This is a genomic window from Flagellimonas aurea, assembly GCF_017313785.1.
GTDB classification, from domain to species: Bacteria; Bacteroidota; Bacteroidia; order Flavobacteriales; family Flavobacteriaceae; genus Flagellimonas; species Flagellimonas aurea.
In genome coordinates this window covers 38,338-57,673 of the sequence record NZ_JAFLNL010000003.1, presented here as the reverse complement: position 1 = coordinate 57,673, position 19,336 = coordinate 38,338, and the positions used below count along the sequence as shown (strand labels likewise).

Sequence of the window (19,336 nt, the reverse complement as noted above, 5' to 3'; positions counted from 1 at the left end):
GAGCTTCTCCTGTACATTGAGCCAGGTCATCCTATCTATGATAGGCTCATGGTTGACCGGAAATAGCCCTCCTGGGTGCTTTTTAAATGGTTTGACACGTTGTAGTGAAGTATAAATCGGATTTTGGAGTATATTATCTATAGTGGAATTTCCCGTCATTTTCATACCTAATTTCCGGGCTTTATTCTTAATCAAATAGGCTGGGGTTCCGTGTAAATATGCATCATAGATATACTTCACTATTTCCGCTTCGGTATCCATTACTTCCAAATGTTTGTTTTTGCCCTCACCAACTTTTTTGTAACCAAAAGGGGCATGGCCATAGATATACCGCCCTTCCTTTACTTTTGCTGTATATATACCTCCATTGACCTTAATACTTCGGTTGATGTTGTCATCTTCGGCCAGAAGGAACTGCAGACCGGCCCGGAAAAAACTGCCAGGGGTCTCATAATCGAATGTGATACCTTCTGAAACCGAAACAATCTGTATGGAATAAATTTTCTGAAGTCGTTTTACCAATACCAATGCTTCCCCGGCCTCCCGGCTGAACCTGTCCATTTGATCTACGAGCAGATAGTCAACTCTTTTGGAATACTTTTGAATGAACATCTTTAGCTTTTTAAAATCGGGACGATCAAAGGTCCTTGCACTTTTTCCCCGGTCAATAAAGGAATCTACAAGTTCGACCCCGTTAAATTCAAGCCAGTTATCCGTTACCATTTCCTGTCTTTCGATTGAACTATGACTTTGACCCAGTCTGCTGAACCGAAGGTACCTGATCGCTGTTTTCATGATTACATTCGTTTATGGTTATTTTTACAATGATCCTTGCCAGAAACTCTATGAGCATATCTTCTTTTTGTTGCTCTAATTCTGCTTTGATTTCTGAGATTTTGATTTCTTTGGAATTCGCTCTTTTCTTCATTTCTCAACTTCATTTCCTGTGAAAAAGCGTAGTATAAAGATAGTTAACAATCTTTTTCCTACAAATACTTTCCCTCGTGTTTTTGAACCTTTGTATAAGCAAAAAGCCCGTTTTGCGGGCTTTTTATTTTAATCCAGGTCAAAAGCGATAGGGGATTATTCTTCCCACGTCCCTTAAACGTGCCAACGACTCGATGGACCTCCTGCCAAAAGGGGAATGACCAAGGGCTACCTGATTACCCTTTTTTGATAAATTCCCTGAGTTCCCTTGCCTAACCTACCATGTACCCTATGTTTTTTATTCCTCTTCGACCGTGCTTTCGTAACTTGGGAGAAAGGTATCTTTCGTCCCTCCCTATAGCAGTCAATGGACCGATGTTGTGGATTTGCCTCAATGGAGAGAAATTCACCTCCTGTAAGTTGAATTTTTATCCGGTCCCCATTGCGCAAAGCCCCCTCTACCATTTTCATCTGTCCGGAGTTTGTCAAGGAATTGATCGGAATTTTAGCCAGTTGGTCCTTTAGGGAATAGTTATAATTGGCGTAGAACCTTTTGACTTTATGGTTACCATCCCGGTCCTTATCGTTGAGGTCCAGTTTTACCCAATGCCGATCCCTTTCCGTACCGATATGTACAGATCGTCCTGAGAGTAGGTTGTATGCCTGCCTAGCAGTAATTTCATCCGTGCCGTCCAAAGGGAACCTTTGGGTACGTTGTGGTTCACCTTCTATGTTCAAAGTGGCCGTATAACCATTAAACTTATAAGCCCCATCCTGTTCCTGGGAAAGATCCCAGTTAAACGTCATCTGTTCATTTTCTCCCACTTGATAGGTGAATGGGGGAATGTCCCTTTCTTGCCTAAGATGTCTTTCGGAAAAGGCATTTTCTGGAAGGCCAAGGCGATGGACAACACTCCTTAATTCCTGCAAATTCGCTTGGTTCTGCCTTTGTTCTTTTTGTGAATTTATTTCATTGCGGATCTTGAGCGTAATTCTAAATGCTAACCTCACTATAGCATTGGGGTACAGTTGTCGTTCTATGGCACCACGATCCTCTTTCATCAGGCGCAATGTTGCGCTTTCTTCCCGTGTCGCCACATTGCCGTATTTGGATTTGATGGTGTCATAGTATTTCAGCTTCTCCTTGAGAAAAGAACGGTTATCGGCCAAGGGCCGAGAGAAGATTTTTTGGAAACGTTGTTCCCGTTTCAACCATTTCTCCAAATCTTCCTGGACCCTATCGGCTTTATTTTTGTTCATTTTTCAATACTTTGGATCAGATACTTTTAGCCCTCCTTTTTCTGGGCTTTTTTTGAGCAGAAGGGGAAGATTCCTCCCCTTCAGGTTTTTGGGTCTGCTTCTGGTTCTTTCCTTCTTTTTTCTCCTGTTTTTCCCTTCTTCTGTGCCCGATGCGCTCCATGTTGGTGTCGTAGAGCGTAACGGATTTGAATTTGGGGTTGGCCACAAGATAAACCTTCTGTTCCTGCCCATCCGGGCCGGTAAGGGTGGCCCTCCCCGGATTGCCTTTTTTCAGGGACTCGACCAGATTGGTCTTGTACATTGGATTTTCCATTTCGGATATGGGGTATTTTTGAAGGGCCACTTCCACATCATAGCCATAACCCTCATTGTATTTCTGCTGTAGGTAGTTGCCGTACTTGTCCGTGTGTTTAAAGTCCAGCTGTATCCATGTATTGTACAGTTCCCCTTCCTTGTTCCTCAATGTTTTGTTCACTGCACGCCCGCACATCAGGTTATAGGCCTCCTTCAGGGTGATGTTACTGCCGTTATAAATGTTGAACTGCTGCTTCATGACGGGCTCCCCTTCCCTGGTAAGCTCCAGTTTGTGGCTATTGAAGAAGTAAAAGTCGCTGTCCTCCCTGTTGGATCGGCTGAAATTCAATTCGGATACGACCTTGTCATTCCCAAAATTTGTTTCGTATTTCAAGTTGAATTCTTCTGGTTGTTCCTTGATCCGTGCTTCCAGTTCCTTGTGAAAGGTATCACCGTAGCCTGCATACATCACCTGCTCTTTTAAATAATCTACATTTTCCTGGTTCATGATTTCTGTTTTTATGATTTATTGACTGTTTTTACAATACCGTTGCTTTCAAGAGCTTTCGGTTCTTTACCTTCATTTGTACATGCCTGCCCCCGTGATCCTCCATCAACTGGACAACCATGTGTTTTTGGTTCGGGATAATCCTTTTTGGCAATGCAATGACAATGTCCTCTTCCGATTGTCCCTCTACAACCTCCGTGTTCTTATAGGTGTACAAAGGTGTAATCTCTTCTTCCTGATAGGTGGTGCGCTTGGTCTTGTTACGGTCCCTGATAAAAAAGCGTAACTGATCGATGTTGTATCGGATATTTGATCCGTTTTCAATATGCAGGCGATAGTACATGATATCCCCCTTGACATAAAGACCTGTCAATTGTAATTTTATATCATATTTTTTCTCTTTGACCCCTTGGAATTTTTTCTTTTTTCCTGCGGCCACTTTCGAGTATTTTTTCAGGACACTTTCATTGATGTTTCCCGGGGAAAAAGCGACTTCCGAGACTTCGCGGTTCCCAAAGGAATAGTTTAGCGTAGTAGGATCGGGATCATATCGGAGCAGAAAGGAATACAATTTTCCGTCCGCAGTAATGACTGTCAGGTTGGTCTCCACCATGTCCCTTGTAGCAGCCTTGACCTGCAATATGTTTTCAACACCCTTGGCCTTTTGGACCAGTGCGTCACGACTTCCTCGGTCTACACTTCGTATGGCATAGGGAAATATGAGATTTGTTGTCTTGTTGGTCGAGATGGACACTGGGAAGGCCTCTATGGTGCGGACCATTTCCAGGTCGGCAGCCATACCTGATTTGCCGATGAACAATACAAGAACGGACAAAATGAGAATACGATAGTTGATTTTTGTTTTCATGATCATATTGATTTAATTGTTTTTTTGGTTCATATCCTTGAGCAATACCCGATCCCCGGCCTTGACCGTGACCTTTATGAGCTTTGCTTTCCTGGACAATAGATTTTTGGTGGCTTCAACACCAGCACTTGCAGCCTGGGCCTGCAATGAATTGTCAAACGTGGTCAAACCGAGTCCCTGCACAGCCTGCCCACTACTTTCCTTGGCCACTTTTCGTGCTATGGAACCAGGAATGTGCAGGCCTTGGTTACCATCTATACTATAGGCTTCCAGATTTACCGGAAACAGTGAATTTTTGTATTGGATGCCATCGATTTTGATATTCAGGCGCTCTCCGGAAATATTGACTGTACCAAAGACAAAATTTCCTTTTGGGATATGTTCCCCGGCTATAAATATGTCCTGGGCCAACCGCAGCTTTATGGTAGCTCCGGTGACCAACGACTGTGTTTCATGGATCACGGCAGGAATAGTATTTAGGGGATTATCGTCCCCCGGAAACGGCTCCAGACCAAAAAATCCGGGTTCTTCAGGTGCAGCATTCATACGGTCCAGCACAGAAATGGGGGTCTCTGTTTGTGCGGTGGAAACCGCATAGACCTGTCCCTTGTTTTTCACGGATAGCTCCTCCAAGCGATCTTGTACCCTTTGGGGATGTTGGATGTCAAGTATGGTTTCCAACATGCTATTGAGCTGTTTCAGCTCTGGGTCTTCACCTTCAGGGGCCGTCATTTGTTCCATCATCAGCTCCAGACGTTCAACATCCGAAGAGGGAAATTCAATGACCGGATCGGTTCGTGCCTGCTGCGGAAATACTTCGGGAGCATTCAATATTTTTTCCAGTTCATCCAGTTTCCGATAGACCATCTCTTCATTGGGATCGGTATAGCTATTATCGGGAGCCACTATTTTGGTGGGTGGTCGTTCATTCTTAAAATCAAGGGAATTTTTCCGCTGGGGCACCTCCTTGGGATTTAGGTCGTAGTAGGGGTCTTTTTTGGTCATTTCCTTCCATTTGGCCGAATCAGACTCCGCCTTATTGTAATAACTCATCTTATTCCTGGGGTCTTCTTTTTCATGGTTGACCGTGGGCAGGTTTAAATTGATACCGGAAGATCCCTTATTGTTCTGGACTGGATTTCCGTGTAGGTACCAATAGACCAATAGCGTGAGGGGGATGACCACAAGGGGAACGATCAGAAGGATTTTTTGTTTCTTGCTTATTTTCATGTTGTACGTTTTAAGGGTTTATTTTTGATCTATAACTAGGGGATCCGCAGGCCTGTTATTAGAAAGAGTGTCGTTCAGCCTGGTTTGGTCGAAAGTCGGATTTTCGTTCTCTTTTGTGTTGGATAGGAATATTTCCTGTTCTTCCCGCTCCATCAGGCTGTCGTATATGAGCCATGAGTTGAATCCGATGGATACGGTAATCAATATGAAGAGCAGGATATACCAAGTTCCGTGAGAAAAATTGCTGGTCTTGCGCTCCATCCAAGAGGCCCACTTTTTCTGTATGTCCGATAAAAGTTGTGTGGCCGATTGTTTGGCCTTTGCCTGGTCAGGGTTTTGTGTCTTTTTGTTCATGATCTTCTCAATTAAGTTATTGGCGATTGCGCACATGGATGTCCTTGTTCTCAAGGATGCGCCACTGTTCGATCAGGAAACCATGTGAATTATGGTCACTCCGGGAAATATTGCGGAGAAATCCCTGTGTAACCAGGCTCCGGGTCACCGTACTGGTCGGGCGGACCAGTTGTTGGGTGGCATAGCAACGGAAAGGGTAAGGGTAGTCACGGAGATTTACTTTGACGCTGTCCACTTGGATCGTCTGGCTGACATTTCCAGCTATGATCTGCGTGAAATATCCCTTCTCCAACATGTTGTCATATTCCCGTTTTGCGGAAAAATCAGCAAGGTACAGGGCCTTGTTGATATTTTCACGGATCACCTTTTCATCAGGTTCCAGGGAGAAGAACGCATGATGGAAGGTCTTTACATGGTCCCTGGCCTCTACTGGGATGTTTTCCTTTCTGGTGGATGCATAGGCCTCCAATGCCTTGTCATTGGCCAATACATAGATCTTGTCCTGCATGCCCGATACCATGGAAAGGCATTGGTATGAAATGGCCATGCACAGCAGTACGCAGCCAATGATGACCAAGATGGCCACCAAACGAACCTGTTTAAAGGCAGTATCGATATTTTTTGCTTTCTGAAACATTTCCTTTGTTATTTAGGGTTCCGTAAGAAGTTCCAAAGCCGGGCCTTATAGGTTTCCACTCAGTTTATCCTTTTGGTAACTACTTTTCTTATCCGGAAAATAGTCCGATGAATGTCCATGGCCGGCCATACTCTGGGACATTCTGGCATAACCGTCGCCCATGGCATCGGCTACCATGGCGGCCCCACCCGTTGTTGTTGAGACGGCTTTTCGCGAAGTGGTATAGAGCAGATTGGTCACTTTCTGGGTAAGGGCACTGCCTCCTCCTGCATGGATGATATAATTGGCCATGCTCGGTACCGTAAAGTACCCGATGATACCAATGATCAGAAATATCATATAGGCCATATCCGTACTGCTGAAATACGTATCCCCATATCCCTGGACCTGGGAGATGTCCAGTTTCAACATTTGCTCCTGGATCTTACCCAACAGACTACCGAATATATTGGCAATGGGAAGCCATAGATACACATTGAGGTATCGGGCAATATATACCGACAGGGTATGTTGAAACCCGTCAAAGACCGCGATCCCGAAAACCAGGGGGCCAAGAATGGCAAGGACAATAAGCTGGAATGTCCTTAGGGTATCGATGCAAAGGGCCGCAGCCTGATAGATCACACTAAGTACCTCACTGAGCCATTCCTTGACGGAATGTCTGAACCTATAGGAGGCCATGTCCATCCCGAACTTGAACTCGTTGCCCAGACTGTCCCAGATACTCTCATCGGAAGGTTCCGCATTGTCATGGGTATATCGGTACCAGCGATCCCGATCTCCTGTGCCATCGTAACCGATGTACATTTTCCATGCCTCTGTACTTTTCATGGCCTGTTCTTTTTGTTCCAGAAGTCCGGCGATGGCCCTGTCCGAATTTTTGACCATATTGGAAGTTGCATCCACCGTTGGCTGCATTACCCCGTTGATCAATCCAATGACCGATGGGAAAAAGGCAATGCAGATACCTATGGCAAAAGGACGGAACAACGGATAAAAGTCAATGGATTCCGCATTGGCCAGGTGGCGCCAAATCCGGGAGGCGATGTACCATAATGCGGCAAATCCTGCTATGCCCTGGGCCACACCGATGAGTTGCCCACATAAAGGCAGCATCTCATTGTAAAGTTCCCTCAACACCCCGTGGAGACTGCTGATCTCCCCGGAGCTCTGTGCCATCCCCAAGGCTGGGACAATGGCCAGTATCAAGGATATTCCGATAGTTTTGTGTACACTTTTCATAATGGTTTCAATTTTTGGGCAGTCCATAGATCAGTTCGAGTGTGGAGATGTCCTTCTTTTCCCGTGCCCTTTGGATGGCCAGTACGGTGGTCTTTTCGTTGAAATGACGGAGAAATTCAAGTTTATCTTCCATATCACTGAAAATGCCGTCGATGTATTCCAAGCGTTGATCGTCCGACATACGGAGTTTGTTTGCGGTCAGTACAGTGATCAGGTCATCAAGGTTTTGCAGGCTTGCCTTGAACAACTTGTTATAGACTCTGTTCAAATAGTCCAATTCCTCCGCCTTGAAATTTCCATCCTTCCGAAACCTGGAATAGGCTGCTTTATATTCCCTGACCAGATACCCTTGGTAGCGGATGATATCGGCCACACGTTTGTAGTCCCTAACGGTAGGGCTTACTTGCATGAGCCCGTCCAGGAATACCTGGTGCAGTGTGAAGTTGCCCTGGGAGAGGTCCTTTACGGCATTGTATCCCGTACTGAGGATCTGGTATCCTTTCTTCATATCACTGAGTATCTGTCTGAACTGTGCCAGTTTTTCAATGTTGAGGGTAAGTTGTACCAGTTCGTTGGATTGGGCGGTCAGCTTTGGTGGAACCAAGAGTCCGACGAGCAGGATCGTAGTATAAATCATTTTTCGTGTCATCATTTCAAGGTTTTAAGTCATATAAATGGCGCGTTTTTTCGATATCGCCCTTCAGCCGGAGTCTGGCCATGGCGAGTTGTTTACTTTCCCTGCGAAACTCCTGATGAAAACTATAGTGTTCCATAGCGCGACCATAGATCAGCTCGATGCGTTCCAACCGGGCATCATCGGTCATTTCCATTGCCCCGGTAGTGCAAATGGCCATAAGGTCGTCCAGGCTGTCCGAAACCAGGTCCAAAGTCCTTTTAAAGACCCCAGTCAGGAATTCCAGTTCCTTTTCTTCAAATGCCCCGCTTTGCCGCAGGCTTACCAGGGACTCGCGTTGCTCGTTGATTATTCGAAACTGTAGGGCCATGATCTCGGCGATGCGGGCATATTGCTTGATGTTGGGATTGACCTGGTCCAGGGATTGGAAATAATCGGAATGCAGGTTGAATTCCCCATGCTTAAACCCTTCCACAAGGTTCAGCCCCTCTTTGGCGATGGTATAGCCTTTCCGTGCAAAATCCATATAGACCTCCAGGGCGGCGATTTGTTGCAAGAGGTATTTCTTTTGGGTCTTCTTCTGTCGGAACCACTCGGAAAAGGTTTGTGACCGTAGCGTTTGTGATCCCATTAGAACTATCAGCAGTATAATCCAAAATGCGCTTTTAGGCTTCATAGGAACTCAGTTTATCCGGGTTATACCATAGAGTTGTCGTACCGCTTCCAATTCTCCCTGGGCTTTTGCCCGTTGTAGGCTTAGCAGGATATTTTGACGGTTAAAGCGTTTCAGGTCCATATAGGTCTGTTCCACCCGGTCAGCGGCATCGTTGATGATCTCCAACCGGCTGGCATCGCTCATTTGCGTGGTAAAGGCCTGTACGATCAAAAAGATCTGGTCTATATTTTTCAGGGAGGCTTCCAGCATCCCGGAATACACTTCTTCCATATAGTCCAGTTCATCCGGGGTGAAACGGTCATCCTGTCGGAGTAGGTTCCATACCCGCCCGTATTCGGCTATCATTTCGGATTGCATTTTGGTAATGTCGCGGATACGTTGATAGTAAGAAATCAAGGCCTTGACCTTGACGAGCTCTTGGTAATAGCCCTGGTACAGTTCCTTTTGCCGCTCAGTCCACTCGGCAATCTCGGTGAGTTTTAGCTTGGACAATACATTTTCCAGGGTCTTCTGTGCATTCTGCAACCAGATGGTCTTGTTCTGTAAACGCTGGATCTTGAGGTCAATGGCACGTAGTACTTTCTTGGCCGCCGTCTTGATGACCACTACCACCGGGACCGGAGCTGGCGGTGGGGCAGAGGTAAAGGCAAAGGTCGGTCCTGGGCTTAGGTATAATGTACATAGTATGACCAGGACAACTTTTCGTAAGATGCTTTTTTTCATGATATATAGATTTAATTCGTTCTTGATTTTTCAGTTTGCATGTCCGAGGCCAGGGCGGCAATGCCTTTGCGGATATTTCCGCCGAACTTTCGGGCATATTCCATCACTTTTACCTTTTCGGATTGCTCAGTGGTATAGGCCAGATATTCCTCTAAAGAAACCTCGGTACGATAGACCTTGGAAAGCATACCCCCAAGGCTGATGAATACCTCTTTATATTTCTTGGTAGGATCATTGGCCTTATTTACCGATAGCACCAGGGCTTTTTCTTTTTCGGTCAGCCCCAACAGTTCCTGAATCTGATCGAACTTGTTCTGGTATTTGGACTGGTCCAGTAGGATCTTGCAGTCTGAATTGTTTATGATGGCCTGTTTGACAATGGGGGAAGAGATAATGTCCTCGACTTCCTGGGTGACCACTATGGCCTCCCCGAAATACTTCCGGACCGTTTTGAACAGGTATTTGATGTATTCGGCCATGCCTTCCCGGGCAATGGCCTTCCAGGCTTCCTCGATCAGGATCATTTTACGCACCCCGTGAAGTTTGCGCATTTTGTTGATGAAGACCTCCATAATGATGATGGTCACCACGGGAAAGAGGATGGGATGGTCCTTGATATTGTCCAGTTCAAAAACAATAAAACGTTGTCCGAGCAGGTCGAGGTTTTCCCGGGCATTGAGTAGATAGTCAAACTCCCCGCCTTTGTAGTATGGCCGAAGGACATAGAGGAAATTGTTCACATCAAAATCCCTGTCCTTGACATTATCGGTTTCAAGCTCCAATATAAAATGGGTTTTGAGGTATTCATAAAACCCGTTAAAACATGGAAACTCACTTGGTGTACGTGATAAATATTCATAATAGCCGGTCAGGGCATTGGAGAGGGCCACGTATTCACTTCGCCTAAAGGTCTCATTATCCTTTTTCCACAACGCCAGCAACAAGGTCTTGATACTCTCTTTTTTCTCGGTGTCGAGAGTATCGCCTTCCCCAATATAAAAAGGATTGAAACGGATGGGATTTTCTTCCGAATAAGTAAAATAATAACCGCCTACCATATCACATAAACCTTTATAGCTATGGCCTACATCAACCAGGACGATATGGGTGCCCTGTTCGTAATAGCTCCTTACCATATGATTGGTAAAAAAGGATTTGCCAGACCCACTGGGACCTAAAATGAATTTGTTCCTGTTGGTACAGATTCCCTTGCGCATCGGCTCATCGGAAATATCCACATGGACAGGTTTCCCTGTCAGCCGATCTCCCAGGCGAAGGCCAATTGGACTGATCGAGGAACGATAGCCCGTTTCGAGGTTGAAAAAGCAAGTGGCTTGCTCCACGAACGTATCGAAAGTGTCATTGATGGGGAAGTCTGCGGCATTTCCGGGAATACCGCTCCAAAAGAGCTGTCCGGCCCCGGCAGTCTCAATCTTGGCCACGGCATCCATTTGGGCCAGGGCAGAGGACACCTTGTTTTTAAGTTCCGGTAATTCCTCTTTTTGATCGGTCCATACCATCACATTAAAATGGGCCTTGACCGGAAGGCGTTGCTCACTGATGGCCTCGTTCAAAAATTGGTTCACCGCATCCCTGGCAATGGCATTTTCCCTGCTGTATGCCGCCAGGGACTGCAATCGCAGACGTTTGCTCTCCAGTGTTTTTAAGGTCCGCTGGGGATTTCCGATAAAAACATATTGGTTCACCATGTGATTGCAGGGAAGTAGCTGGCCCAAGGGAGAGGCAAAACCTACGGAGAACCGGGTCTTGTCCGTACTGTACCTATCGTAATCAATACGGCTTCCGCACAGTGCGGGAAGATCGCTGGCATCACCAAGGCTATAGATCTGTACATACTGGTCCCCAATGCGTAAATTCTCCCCGGAGAGTTCGAGGTCTTTGATCAGCTTTCCGGAGGAATAGGGTTGTAAAAAGCAGTATTGTTCAAGTAGCCCTGTCGTTTCTTTATTGCTCCAGATATCCTTTTCCTTAAGAAGGGAAAGCTGTATAAACCCGCTGTCTTCCAGAATGCGCCTGAACTGCCCGGCGGCATCCATAAAGTCCTGGAATTTCTGTCTGTCCAGAGTATCTTTTGGAACAAGGGTCGGACGGATCAGGTTGGAGAACAGGGATGTTGCAGGCTTACGGCCATCGGGCATTTTGGTCAGAAATATATAGCAGTGATGGTCCAGGTAGGGCCGCTCGTTAAAAAATCGCTCGCTGCTATGGGACAAAAAGCTGATGTCCTCCCTGGTAAAATCCGGTTGATGGGCAGTATCCCAAAACCAGTCCTGTTTGTGGAATACGGTCCGGTGGGGGAGTGTCTTCAGGGCTTTTATCCAGGTCTGGTGGAAGGCCTCATACTCCTGGTCGCTCAGGGTAAAGATCTCCGGTAGTTCCGCCTTGAATACCACGGTGACATCCCCTTTTTTGGAAAGGATAGAGTCATGCTGCACATCCATGATCGGGAACAGGTCCTCCAACATTTTCTCTTTCTTCATCTCTCTGCTTGTTAGTGGTGGGCGTTATATGTTTCGTCTTTTTACTTCTTTTATGATCTGCGACCCAGGTTGGTTTTTGGTTTTTTCTTGTGAAATGTATTGTGGTCTTTAGAGCTCTTCGAGATGGTACCTTGGGTCAATTCTCGCGATTGTTGGTCTTGTCGAAGCAATTGTGTCAAGGTATGTTTTACCGCGACGGCACTGGCCTTGTGGTGTAGGTCAACATCAAGGTTTTCCAGATAAAGTGAGATATCCTCTTGGTGCAGGCGGGCATACCCTACAGGGTCCAATCGCTCCATGGAAGGAAATTCCACTAAAATTATACTGTCGGGTATATCGTAGAGCTCGACAAAATCGACTTCCTCGGGTTCGTGCTTGAGCTTGTTGTACGTAAAAATATAGGTGTCCTGTGTCCAGGAGAAATAGTTTTCCAGGCTGTTAAAACTGATTCTCTTTGAAAAGTAGGGGCCTTTAGGCCGTAAACAGTTTTTTTCCAGGTCCACCCAATAAATGTCCCCTGCAATGTCCAGGGTGGGCAACAGCCCGGCGAAACGTAATGCCAGGTTTTTTTCTTGGTCTTGTGTATTATGATGTTCTTCCATTTCCTATCAGTTTTCGGGTTTAAAAAAAACAGTTCGTGACCGGGAGGTTATAACCTTTGGGATTTGGTGTTGTGCCAGTCTTTTCATCAGGCCGTGCTCTCCGTAGGTCTTGCTCATCCGGTAGATTTTCAGTATCAGGAAGGCGCCCAGACCTAAAGTGATAAGGACACAGACCAGGGCGGGTATCCCGATGAGGTACATGCCTGCAAAAACGATGAGCAGTACGACCACCCCACCGCCCAGGTACCAGATATATTGGGCTTTTAGCCCCTTAAATTCTATACTTTGGTTAATGCCTTTATGGTTTTGATATACACTGTTTGTCATGGTCCATTGTTTTGTTTTTTATTGGATTATAGCGTTCTACCGCTATGATAGTGTCATGGATGGCACCTCCATGGCTAATAATGCCAATATGCTCGGGATGGAACCCCCTGCTTCTTCCCATCACGACGCTGTGATAACCAAAGGTGATGACCTTGCCGCCCCTGTTCAGATGGGGTGGAATGGCATCCTTTAGTTTACGGAACGGACTGCACCGGATGCCCTTATAGAGCTCCATGCTCTTTCGATAGGAATAAGGAGGATCGAGAAGAACCGTATCAAACCTGTATCCCCTCCATTGATGGAGGAATTCCAGGGCATCCAAATGGTAATCGGCAATGGCACCAGGGTCAAGGTCATTGCGAATTTCACTCACCTGTAAAGGAGTGATTCCCGAAAACAGGTTCAGTACCTTACCCTCACATTGCTGTTCTACCCAAATACGAAGCGGCTTGATGCTGAAGGTGTATCGGTGTAGGGGGCATTTGATATGACTGAAGATTGTTGGAGCCATTTTAGGGATCATTTGGTTTGGGTGTTACTTGTATAAGAATTTTATCCGCTACGGTCAACACTACAGTTTAACTTTCGACGATTTCCTGGTTTTATTATTGATAGTCTGGATTTTTAAATCCTCAGGACTGGCCTTGTTATATACAAGCTCTTTCCCAGAAGTTTCCCCGAGCTGTTTACTATGAATCTTAATGGTTATCTTGCGCTCCAGTGAAGCCAACTCATCTTTCATTTTCCGGAGTTCTGTCTCTTTGGCAAAAGGCTTCTTGGTCAGTTCTTCCAGGGCAGCTTGTCGTTTTTCCAGAGACTGCAATTGCTTTTCATACTTCTTTTCAAGGGATTCCATACGTCCCAAGGCTCTTAGAAAATAGCGGGCTGCCGTTTTGGGGTCATCCGTATTGGGAATTCCGTTGTTATAGGTGTAGCGGATACCTTCATGGCTCCGTTGGGCATATAGCCTATGGTGGTAGCGATATTTGAGTAGTCCCTTTTCCTCATAAGGTTCATGCTCCCTGCGTATATAGAGACCAAAACCATATAAAGACCCTATTTGTTGATGATGGATGTCGTCGGAGTCCGGTTTCCAACCATTGAAGAGGTCGGTAATACGTTTTCCCAGGATTTCCGGATCTTTTTCTTTAACCCCGTTAAGCATTATGGGGTTACTTTTTTTTCCGTCCTTATCATACCGTAGTTGCCTTTCAAGATGTTTTCGGTCTTGCCGAAGGTTTCCCAAAATGCTTGAGGTGGATTCCCTTTCAGCAAGTACTTCTTCCCACTTCCGTTTGGATCGGGAGACCTCGCGGAAATGGGCTATGCGTAAGCCTTCTGTTACGTTGACCTTTCTTTCCAGTTTGGATTTCTCCAACAACATGGTATCCCCGGAAAGCACGGCGATGTACTCGGAAAAATTCATTCCGGACTGTTCATCCATGGCTCCCTCGTCTATAGTACGGGTCTGCATTTCGCAATTCTTCATCTGACTGATGAAGGTTTGCTTGTTTTTCAAAAGATTGAACTTGTAGTTGTCAAGGGATTGCTCCACACCATATATGTAGGCCCGGACCTTGTTGTCGTGGTATTTTTTGGCCACCCAGTTTCCCTGACGGCCGCCCCGTCCATGCCGTTGTTCCAATTCGGAGGGTTTCCAGGGTATATCCAGGTCGTGCATGGCCACCACCCGCTGCTGTACATTGTTCCCAGTGCCCGCCTTTTGGGTGCTGCCAATGAGCACCCGTATCTGACCGGAGTTCATTTTCCGGAACAGCTCGGGTTTGCGCTTGTCCGACCAATCGTGGATAAACGAAATTTCCCCCGACGGTATGTCGTGGTCCGTGACCAGTTTCTTTTTCAGGGCATCGTAAATATTGAACTGCCCGGATTTGGGTGTGCCAATGTCCGAAAAGACGAGTTGGGTTCCCCGATATTCCATGGTATCCCGGTATATTTCCGCAACGATGTTTGCACACGCATTGATCTTGTTCCCGGGATGGTCCCCGTATTTTTCGGCATCGATAAGGCGCATGTCCGAGGCCATTTTCTTGGCATAGTTGGTGGCGATCAACATTCTGGCCTTATCCTCTTTGGGACTTAGTGGACGACGACCGATAAGTCGGCCGTCCCCGGTTTTGGCAAACGCTATGAGTGTTTGGATGAATTCCTCCTGGTCCGGGGTCGGAGGGAGATTGACCAATACCTCCGTGGTATCAGGTTTATCCAGACCAATATGCCTAGCCGTTTTGTAATCGGTGATCTCATTATAGAACATGGCCAGTTCCGGTACCTTGATAAAATGCCTGAAACGTTCCTTGGAAATGATCTCGTTGGTCACACTAAATTCAAAGTCCGTGGTCTTACGGGCGAATACCGCGGCCCAGGCATCAAAATTCTGGATCTGTAACCGCTCCATTTCCCGTGGCCTGAGGTATTTGAAGATCAGGAACATCTCGGTAAGGCTATTGGTGATCGGGGTACCGGAAAGAAAGGTGGAGCACAGGTCCGATTGAAAGCGTTCCTGTAGGGTACGAATGGCCATGAGCATGTTCAGGGCCTTTTGGCTGCCCTCCGGATTGCCCAGACCTGCCACATTATTATGGCGGGTGGTAAAGGTCAGGTTCTTGAAATGATGGGACTCGTCGATAAAGAGATGGTCAATGCCCATATTGCCAAAATGGACCCCTTCATCCCTTTGTATGCTGATGGCATCCATTACGGTCTTCAGGTTGTTGGTCAGGTTGTTCTTGCGTATTTCCAAACCCTTTAACATACGCTTGCTCAGTTGACCTCCTTCGTTCTTAAGGGTTTCCAGGTCCAGGTCCAAACAAGAGAGTTCCTCCTCAAGGATCTCCCTTTGTATCTCCAGGGACTGGGGGATTTTGAAAAACTGGTCGTGGGTCATCAGGATGCAGTCCCAATTATTGTTCTTGATCTCGTGGAACAACCTTATCCGTTGATCGGGTGTGAAATCATCTTCGGTCGGAAATAAAATGCGAGCCCGTGGATAGGCCTTTTGATAGGTTTCGGCAATTTGCCTTACATTGGACTTCAGGGCAAGTATAGCTGGTTTACGGACAATACCGAGCCGCCTCATCTCCTGGGCCCCTACGATCATGGTCAGGGTCTTTCCCAATCCGACTTCATGGTCGATAAGGGCCCCGCGGTTCTGTACGTTGCGCCAAACGGCATTTTTCTGGGAGCTGTACAGGTCCTCTATGCCCAGGGCATTTTTATCCAGACCGGGAAAGGTCAAATGGCTGCCATCGTACTCCCGCAGCACATAACAATTGTACAATACATTGTATTGGTTTTCCAAATTGTACTTTTCATCATCCGGGAGTTGTTGTAACCAATCAATGAACCCGCTGCGCATGTCCTCGATTTTCTGGTGTGCCAATTGTATGGCCTCATTGTCCACGACCCTGGTCTTTTTACCGTCCGCTCCTTCGATTTCATAGGAGAAGAACGGTGTGGTATTTTCCAGGGCATGTTCAAAGAGGACATAACCGTACATGGTACGTCCACTCTTGGGGGTAATGGCATACTGCGTGTTGGTCTGTATATTGCGCACCGGGGTATGGACCTTGAAGGTATCCAGGGAGGGGAAATACAAGACCTTAACCTCCTGGTCAAAAAGCCCACTGGCATAGCGTTGGTAATAGGATTCCGGTATCCAGCGTTCCCCAAGGTTGAAGTCCAGCAGATCGAAGGCGATACGCTCGGGTTGTACCTTTTCCAGGGCTTCCAGACTTTGGATGATCTCCGTATCTTCCGGATGTCCCTTTACATACGCCCTGGCCACTTTCAATTTTTCCACCACATTGCCACTGAGGTACTGGTCAGAGGTCTCCCAACCCATGGTTTCCGGATTGCGATAGATATGTCCTTGCAGTACCATGATGACCTCCTGTTCTGTACGGCCTGTGGCGGTGGCCATAAATTCCAGGTCCACCCGTCCTTTATCGTTCAGGGAACGGACCAGGGCATCCATCGGCTTTTGGGTCGTGTAAACCTTTGGTTCGGGTTGTAGAGAAGTCTCCAGGATATCGGCCTTTACATAGCCTTTTTCCGGTGACCTCCGTTCCAGGGATGAGAGCATGGTAAGGCCGAAGGGAGTGTCCCTTTCGATAAGCGTTCTATTGGCATTGTGGTTCAGCTTCCCGAATTGTCCGGTAAATTGTTCATAGAGCTGGTTAAGGGATTGCCTATCCCGCTCCGATATCTCTTCCCCCAGGCTTCCGGTCTCGCTATAGAAGAGGGCCATGTACGCATCACGAAGTGTAGTATAGGCGGAAAAGAAGGCTGCGTTATTCTGTTGTACCGAAGGAAGGAAATGGGCTTCTTTCCGACCCCTATCGATCTGGTGAAGCGTTCCGAGTATCCCTTCATGGACCACTAGGGTGCCCTCCCGGTAAAAGGGTTTCAATCCGGGAAAGGTGATATTTCCGTCGAACCCGAGGGATTGACGGAGGTAGGTATCCCCCTCAAAAAGGTAGGAGTGTCCGTATTTTTCCAGTTCCAAGGAGAGGTTGGAAATTTCGGAGGCCAGTTCCGGTGCCTTTAACCAATTAGGGGAACCTCCCAGTTCCTGGACATTGGTGCGAATGGTATAGACGAACCTATGGGAATTGTTTTCCCGTGCCGTCAGGAACACCACACTCTCATGGTCGGGGAGGTCTGTGGTCCGTAAAGTACCTATAATGCGGGCACTTTTTGTATTGATCACGGCCTCATCCCTAGCCGTCATATAATCCATGCCCCTTGAGATTTCGGTATCCGAATCAAATAAGCTGAACTGCAGTCCAGATTCCTGCTTCTGGGAACTGGACATGGGGAGGTAGGTGAATTTATTCTTGGGGCGCAGGGAGGGGTCGGCCATGGCCATTTCCTGCCCGCGACGGAACAGGTCCCGGTCCAACCGGAGTTGCACGTCCCAGGAGATGTTCGAAAGCAAGGGGGAAGCTATTTCAAGGATATTCCCATCATGCCAAATGGACTGGTTTGCCTGCCCATATTGGTTCTTGCCCGCACTGATACGGTTTCCGATGATGATCTCGGGATGGTGGTGCAGATAACTGTTCAACGCATAGTCCCCGAACGCATTGGTCAGAGGGGTTGTCTCCAGCAATTGGGCCTCTTCTTCGGAGAGACTGGTCTTCCCGGTGTTTTTCTGGACAATCAAAAGATGGCTTGGGGCCAGGGTGTTCCCGGTATCCTGCATCAGGTTGTCGGGCATTGCGGAAAGACTGATAAAGTCGGCCCGGTCAAAGAGATATTCCCGGGCGGGACGATTGGAGGGGTTGTTCAAAAATACATCTGTGGTAATATAGGCCATGAGCCCGCCATCGGCTATTTTCTCCAGGCCCTTGGCGAAAAAGTAATTGTGGATCTTTCCGGTAAGGTCCTTGTCGGGGATGGACTGGTCATACACCGGGAAATTACCGAAAGGAATGTTGCTGACGATGAGGTCAAAACGACCGTTTTCATCCTGGGCGGTGTCTTCGAGCCCGGAGATATGGACCTCGGAGGATACCTCCCAGGAAGTGCCTATTGCATCGATTACCTTGCCCGTCAAATAGTCCTTTTCCACGGCGGTAATATGCTCAAGCTCAGAAAAGGCCTTAAAGGCTTCCGTTACAAAAACACCCGAACCCGCACTGGGTTCGTACATTCGTTTGGGATTAATACCCTGTTCAGTGAGTGCCTTGTACAAGGTCTGTGGAACAACCCCAGGGGTATAGAATGCCGTCAGGACACTATTCTTCAGGGAATCCATGGTTTCCCGGTAGGATGGTACCTCCGGGTGCTTTTCCAGAAGTTCATGGAGTTCCAGCACCTTAGGGTATAATCGCAGATCGGCCTTGGTAGCGCCCAGGTTTTCCCATTCCTCTTTGCCCGCATAGGGATAGAGTATGGCCTTGATCCCCCCGAAACCGGAATAGTTCCGCAATAGGGCAAGCTCCTTTTCACTGAAAGGTTTGCTGCGGTCTTCCAGGGCCAGACGGATAGCTGCGATATTATCCGCTAATTTTTCTTTGGCATTGTATCCCATACCTCATTGTTCACGCTTCATTAATGCCAAGGGTGCAAAATCTTGTCCCCTTTCCTTTACCTACTCTCCAGGTAGGCTGCTATCATGCCCATAACGGCATATCGAAGCCTACGGCTCTCTTTGTTTTCCTCCGAGAAATTTATGGCCTCGAAGGCTTCTTTACTTGTCTCCATTAGGTTCACTACCTCATAGGTGAGAACACCTGCTTCCTTGAACCGTAAAAAGTCGGTCTCGAATTCCGCTTCCAGTATATTGCGGATATAATGGAATTTCGACGGTTTTAGGTCAGCGGTCAACTCCCGCATGGCCATGTCCTCCATAATGTATTCGGGAACCTTGTCCTTTTTCCATTGTTCAAGCTGGGGGAGCAGGGCATTGATCTTACCATTAAGGTATTTCAGGACCGAATAATCTTCCTGTAAACTGAACATCAGGTCCGGATTGTTCTCGGCAATGAATGCCCAAAGCTTTTCTTTCAACGTATCTTCCATGACC

At 47.1% G+C, this 19,336-nt stretch carries 17 protein-coding genes and 1 pseudogene; all 18 read right to left on the bottom strand.

What is annotated here, in order from left to right; genetic code table 11:
- Window positions 1-6: 6 nt before the first annotated feature.
- Window positions 7-795: pseudogene (locus J0656_RS20435) on the bottom strand (recombinase family protein); the annotation flags it as partial.
- Window positions 743-928: a hypothetical protein gene (locus J0656_RS06045; RefSeq protein WP_207032304.1), complete on the bottom strand. Its 186-nt coding sequence runs from the start codon at window positions 926-928 to the stop codon at window positions 743-745. The gene J0656_RS06045 and the pseudogene J0656_RS20435, both read right to left, overlap by 53 nt.
- Before the next feature lie 227 nt (window positions 929-1,155).
- Window positions 1,156-2,187: a hypothetical protein gene (locus tag J0656_RS06040; protein ID WP_207032303.1), complete on the bottom strand. Its 1,032-nt coding sequence runs from the start codon at window positions 2,185-2,187 to the stop codon at window positions 1,156-1,158.
- A 16-nt stretch (window positions 2,188-2,203) separates the two neighbouring features.
- On the bottom strand, window positions 2,204-2,989 hold the full coding sequence (locus J0656_RS06035) for a hypothetical protein (protein WP_207032302.1): 786 nt from the start codon (window positions 2,987-2,989) through the stop codon (window positions 2,204-2,206).
- 31 nt (window positions 2,990-3,020) lie between these two features.
- Entirely contained in the window at window positions 3,021-3,857 is an 837-nt protein-coding gene (gene traN, locus J0656_RS06030; protein WP_207032301.1) for a conjugative transposon protein TraN, read from the bottom strand.
- A gap of 12 nt (window positions 3,858-3,869) precedes the next feature.
- On the bottom strand, window positions 3,870-5,087 hold the full coding sequence (traM, locus tag J0656_RS06025) for a conjugative transposon protein TraM (RefSeq protein WP_207032300.1): 1,218 nt from the start codon (window positions 5,085-5,087) through the stop codon (window positions 3,870-3,872).
- An 18-nt stretch (window positions 5,088-5,105) separates the two neighbouring features.
- Entirely contained in the window at window positions 5,106-5,441 is a 336-nt protein-coding gene (locus J0656_RS06020; protein WP_207032299.1) for a hypothetical protein, read from the bottom strand.
- A 16-nt stretch (window positions 5,442-5,457) separates the two neighbouring features.
- The gene (gene traK / locus J0656_RS06015; RefSeq protein ID WP_207032297.1) at window positions 5,458-6,078 is read right to left on the bottom strand and encodes a conjugative transposon protein TraK; all 621 of its coding nucleotides are present in this window, start codon (window positions 6,076-6,078) and stop codon (window positions 5,458-5,460) included.
- 45 nt (window positions 6,079-6,123) lie between these two features.
- On the bottom strand, window positions 6,124-7,320 hold the full coding sequence (gene traJ, locus J0656_RS06010) for a conjugative transposon protein TraJ (RefSeq protein ID WP_207032295.1): 1,197 nt from the start codon (window positions 7,318-7,320) through the stop codon (window positions 6,124-6,126).
- A gap of 7 nt (window positions 7,321-7,327) precedes the next feature.
- Window positions 7,328-7,969 carry a TerB family tellurite resistance protein gene (locus tag J0656_RS06005; RefSeq protein ID WP_207032811.1) on the bottom strand — a complete coding sequence of 214 codons (642 nt, stop codon included), beginning with the start codon at window positions 7,967-7,969 and terminating at the stop codon, window positions 7,328-7,330.
- A 4-nt stretch (window positions 7,970-7,973) separates the two neighbouring features.
- Window positions 7,974-8,630 (bottom strand): hypothetical protein, encoded by a 657-nt coding sequence (locus tag J0656_RS06000; RefSeq protein ID WP_207032294.1) that lies wholly within the window; start codon window positions 8,628-8,630, stop codon window positions 7,974-7,976.
- A gap of 6 nt (window positions 8,631-8,636) precedes the next feature.
- Window positions 8,637-9,353 (bottom strand): conjugal transfer protein TraI, encoded by a 717-nt coding sequence (locus J0656_RS05995; protein ID WP_207032293.1) that lies wholly within the window; start codon window positions 9,351-9,353, stop codon window positions 8,637-8,639.
- Between the two features lie 11 nt (window positions 9,354-9,364).
- On the bottom strand, window positions 9,365-11,854 hold the full coding sequence (locus J0656_RS05990; protein ID WP_207032292.1) for a TraG family conjugative transposon ATPase: 2,490 nt from the start codon (window positions 11,852-11,854) through the stop codon (window positions 9,365-9,367).
- 50 nt (window positions 11,855-11,904) lie between these two features.
- A complete protein-coding gene (locus J0656_RS05985) occupies window positions 11,905-12,456 on the bottom strand; it encodes a hypothetical protein (protein ID WP_207032291.1) in 552 nt (183 codons plus the stop codon).
- 6 nt (window positions 12,457-12,462) lie between these two features.
- Window positions 12,463-12,783: a DUF4133 domain-containing protein gene (locus J0656_RS05980; RefSeq protein WP_207032290.1), complete on the bottom strand. Its 321-nt coding sequence runs from the start codon at window positions 12,781-12,783 to the stop codon at window positions 12,463-12,465.
- Window positions 12,755-13,294 carry an alpha/beta hydrolase family protein gene (locus tag J0656_RS05975; protein ID WP_207032289.1) on the bottom strand — a complete coding sequence of 180 codons (540 nt, stop codon included), beginning with the start codon at window positions 13,292-13,294 and terminating at the stop codon, window positions 12,755-12,757. The genes J0656_RS05980 and J0656_RS05975 overlap by 29 nt, the downstream gene beginning before the upstream one ends.
- A gap of 60 nt (window positions 13,295-13,354) precedes the next feature.
- Entirely contained in the window at window positions 13,355-18,841 is a 5,487-nt protein-coding gene (locus tag J0656_RS05970) for a helicase-like domain-containing protein (protein WP_207032288.1), read from the bottom strand.
- A 56-nt stretch (window positions 18,842-18,897) separates the two neighbouring features.
- Window positions 18,898-19,332, bottom strand: a complete 435-nt coding sequence (locus J0656_RS05965; protein ID WP_207032287.1) for a DUF1896 family protein — start codon at window positions 19,330-19,332, stop codon at window positions 18,898-18,900.
- Window positions 19,333-19,336 lie beyond the last annotated feature (4 nt).

Bases quoted from the DNA above. Each gene is read 5' to 3' on its own strand.
- J0656_RS05975 (WP_207032289.1), bottom strand. From the start codon at position 13,294: ATGGCTCCAACAATCTTCAGTCATATCAAATGCCCCCTACACCGATAC.
- J0656_RS06040 (WP_207032303.1), bottom strand. From the start codon at position 2,187: ATGAACAAAAATAAAGCCGATAGGGTCCAGGAAGATTTGGAGAAATGG.
- J0656_RS05985 (WP_207032291.1), bottom strand. From the start codon at position 12,456: ATGGAAGAACATCATAATACACAAGACCAAGAAAAAAACCTGGCATTA.
- J0656_RS05995 (WP_207032293.1), bottom strand. From the start codon at position 9,353: ATGAAAAAAAGCATCTTACGAAAAGTTGTCCTGGTCATACTATGTACA.
- traN (WP_207032301.1), bottom strand. From the start codon at position 3,857: ATGAAAACAAAAATCAACTATCGTATTCTCATTTTGTCCGTTCTTGTA.
- traK (WP_207032297.1), bottom strand. From the start codon at position 6,078: ATGTTTCAGAAAGCAAAAAATATCGATACTGCCTTTAAACAGGTTCGT.
- J0656_RS06020 (WP_207032299.1), bottom strand. From the start codon at position 5,441: ATGAACAAAAAGACACAAAACCCTGACCAGGCAAAGGCCAAACAATCG.
- J0656_RS05990 (WP_207032292.1), bottom strand. From the start codon at position 11,854: ATGAAGAAAGAGAAAATGTTGGAGGACCTGTTCCCGATCATGGATGTG.
- J0656_RS06000 (WP_207032294.1), bottom strand. From the start codon at position 8,630: ATGAAGCCTAAAAGCGCATTTTGGATTATACTGCTGATAGTTCTAATG.
- J0656_RS05980 (WP_207032290.1), bottom strand. From the start codon at position 12,783: ATGACAAACAGTGTATATCAAAACCATAAAGGCATTAACCAAAGTATA.
- traM (WP_207032300.1), bottom strand. From the start codon at position 5,087: ATGAAAATAAGCAAGAAACAAAAAATCCTTCTGATCGTTCCCCTTGTG.
- J0656_RS05970 (WP_207032288.1), bottom strand. From the start codon at position 18,841: ATGGGATACAATGCCAAAGAAAAATTAGCGGATAATATCGCAGCTATC.
- J0656_RS06045 (WP_207032304.1), bottom strand. From the start codon at position 928: ATGAAGAAAAGAGCGAATTCCAAAGAAATCAAAATCTCAGAAATCAAA.
- J0656_RS05965 (WP_207032287.1), bottom strand. From the start codon at position 19,332: ATGGAAGATACGTTGAAAGAAAAGCTTTGGGCATTCATTGCCGAGAAC.
- J0656_RS06005 (WP_207032811.1), bottom strand. From the start codon at position 7,969: ATGACACGAAAAATGATTTATACTACGATCCTGCTCGTCGGACTCTTG.
- traJ (WP_207032295.1), bottom strand. From the start codon at position 7,320: ATGAAAAGTGTACACAAAACTATCGGAATATCCTTGATACTGGCCATT.
- J0656_RS06035 (WP_207032302.1), bottom strand. From the start codon at position 2,989: ATGAACCAGGAAAATGTAGATTATTTAAAAGAGCAGGTGATGTATGCA.